Source organism: Alcanivorax sp. HI0083 (assembly GCF_001635175.1).
The window spans coordinates 1-3,015 of the sequence record NZ_LWFX01001728.1; the positions used below are offsets into that span (position 1 = coordinate 1).

General features: G+C 62.2%; 1 protein-coding gene and 1 pseudogene. Both read right to left on the minus strand.

All coding sequences use genetic code 11. From position 1 onward, the window contains the following. Positions 1–163: 163 nt before the first annotated feature. Positions 164–2,638: a LamG domain-containing protein gene (locus A3754_RS25150; protein WP_063521659.1), complete on the minus strand. Its 2,475-nt coding sequence runs from the start codon at positions 2,636–2,638 to the stop codon at positions 164–166. Between the two features lie 3 nt (positions 2,639–2,641). Next, positions 2,642–3,015 (minus strand): annotated as a pseudogene (locus A3754_RS28325) (hypothetical protein); the annotation flags it as partial.

The window sequence follows — 3,015 nt, forward strand, 5'->3', positions numbered from 1 at the left end:
AACAAGCCGAACAGGCCCACGCTGCCGAAGGCCGCACCGGACACCAAACCACGCCCGAGCATGTCGCGGCGGCTGATGGGTTTGCCGTGGCCCAGATTTAATAGCGGGGCGTCGGGGTGCAAGGCCTGTGGTTTTTTCATCATTCTTTTCATGGTCGTGCCCCTTATTGAAACAGCATGGTGGCGCTGCCCAGCATGGCCGCGCAGGCCGCCTTGGTGGCGGTGGCGGTGCGCTCCACGCAGTCACTGCTGCATTGGGTCAGGTTGGTATTGAACAGCAGGTTTTCCAGCTCGCTTTCAACCCCGTTGCGGTCTGGCTGGCTGGCCTGGCCATTACCGACCATGCGTTCAAACAACGGTGAAATGACCCAGTCTTTCCAGTTCTGCTGGCTGAGGGTGTCGGCGCCCAGGTTGTAATTCATGCCTATGAACAGAGGCTGAATGCTGGTGTCATTGCTGATTTCTGCTTCTACCAACGCGTTGCAGTACTCAATGGCGAGCTGGGCAATCCCCACTTGATGCGCCGTGAGGAAGGCTTCGATATTTTCCTCGCTGGGCAATTGGGCGCGCAGGCGTCGGTAGGTGTCCGGCACCTCGCCGTAGCCTTCCGGCACCCCGGTGAGCTGGCTCATGGTGGCGTTGATTTCGGCAAAGTTGCGCAGGCCGGGCAGGGGCTGTTCGCCGTACTGGTTGGGTGTCAGCGGCAGGGGCTGCGGGTCGGTGTGCACATTGGTGTGGCTGCCCAGGCGTTCGAAGGTGAGGAAGAACTCGTCGTTTTCCTGGCCTTGCTCCACGGGTAGCAGGGTGCCCAGGCGGGACAGGGTTTCGCCCTGTTCGCTGTAGCCTTCACCGCCAATCAGGGTGTCCACCGTGGCAAAGGACTGGGCCACGTCGGGGACGCGACCGTTGATGCCCAGGCGCAGGCCTTGCAATGCCACTTCCGATTCGACGATATCCTGTTCCAGGTTGATGAAATAGGGCGCGGCGAACAGGTAGCTGTAGTTATCGAAGCGGGACACTTCGAACACCAGGTAGGCGCCGGGCTGATTGATCAGGTGGCCGATGTAGAAAGGCAGGAAGTAGCGCTCGCCCACCCCGGCGGCAAAATTGGTGCGGATCTGTTCGCCAGTGAGCGCCCGGCTGTGAAGGGCGGCAAACCGGATTACCCCTTCCCAGGGGCGGTCGTTGGAGGCTTCGTTGCCGAGTACCAGGGCAAAGGTGTCATCCCAGGTGTTGAGCAGGCTCGGGGTAACCGGGTCGGTGGCGCCATTGCGTTCACCATTGATGTAGAGCTGGCGGCCGTTAACCGGGTCAAAGGTGATGGCGACATGCTGCAGGCTTGCCTGAAGCGGGTCATCGGCGGTGGCCAGTACCGGCTCACCGTTGCTGTCGGTGGCTTCGCCGATGCGCTGGTAGGCCAGGTAGTTGCTGCCGCTTTGGGCCAGGGTCAGGTTACGGGCCATGGTGCCGGCGGAGTAGCTGATGATGTGGGCATTGTCCTGCCCGGTGCTGGCGGGAACCAGCCAGGCTTCCAGGGTCAGTTCGCCGGTGGCGGCAATCAGGTCGGTGAGTTTTTTGCTGGTCTGGGTGCTGCCCTGGGCTTTGCCGCCGTTGAGGCGAATGCCCCAGCCGCCTTCCCAGGCCACATCGCCGCTGAATTGCAGGTGAATGGGGGGCTCCACGCCGGAGGAATCGTAGGCCGTCAGGCCTTCGCCGGTTTTGAACTCATAACGGGCGACCACGTTGCTTTCGTAGCGTCCGCCCCCAGCGGCCAGGGTGCCGTCATCCACGGTGAGTGCCTTGCTCAGCACCAGATCGCCATCCGGTGCGGTGGCGGTAATGTTGTTGGCCATGGCGCGAATGGCGTCTTCCATGGCGTCGGCATCGTTGCTGCAGCTGTCGCTCCAGCAGTTGTGGTTGTCTTCGCGCAGGCGCTCTACCAAGCGGCTGAGTTCAGGCTGGTTCAGGTCAATCTTGCTTTGCGCGGCACTGTAGGCTTCGTCCACATCATCGGCGGCCAGGTAGGGCGCCTGCGGGGTGGCGGCATCGCTGCGGTGGCATTCGCTGCAATGCGGCTCCAGTAGCGGGTAGACAGTGGTTTCGAACAGCCCGCTGTCCACCGGGAAGTTTTTGCTGTCACCGGGATCGTACAGGGGCGGTGGGTCCAGCTCGGTGGTGCCGCCACCCAGGCCCAGGGTTTCTCCGGCCCAGGCGCTGATCCAGGTGCTGATCTGGTCGGCACAGACCTGCGGGTCCGCTTCCCAGCAGTTATGGCCACCGGCTACTTTCTGCACCATGCGCGATGTCGCGGGCTGGTTCAGGTTGATCAGCGGGTTTGCCGCCGCATAGGCGGCGTTGATATCACCGGTTTGCACAAAGGCAGGTTGCTGGTTGCGGTGGCAGGCACCGCAACGCTGTTCACTGACCAGGTTGTTCCAGATGTATATCTTGAAGGCGGAGGTGTCTGCGTTGCGCGGGGCGGGGCCGGTGTAATTCACGCCACTATCGCCAGTGCCGGTATCCACGTTCGGTTGTGTGTCGGCACCGCTGCCACTGCCGCCACAGCCACTGAGCAAGGTGATGAGCAGGCTGGCCAGCAGGGCTGCCGCGCGGGGATGAGCAAGCTGAGAATACGTCATCCGTTACTCCCCCATGCAGTAGGTGGCCGCATCAGAAAACAGGGTTTTCATGCGGTAGTTATCGTTTTTGAAGTGGCTGGTCATGCTGGCCAGCTCGGCGGTGTCGGCACCGTCGGCGGGTTTGCGCAGACACACGGTCTGGAACACTTTTTCTGCCTGGCAGGTGGCAAAGACTTCACTGTGGGCCAGTTCCTTGCCCATGCTGGCGGCCCCTTCGCCGCTGCCCGGGAGGTTCGGATCCCAGCCCAGGTTGGCATTGGGGCCCTTGCGCCAGTAGTTGTCCCAGCTGTTGTCGGGGGTGATGTAGCCCCAGGGGAAGTTGTTGCCGTTGATCAGGTATTTGCCCTGCACCCGTGTGCCGGTGTCGGCATCGTTGC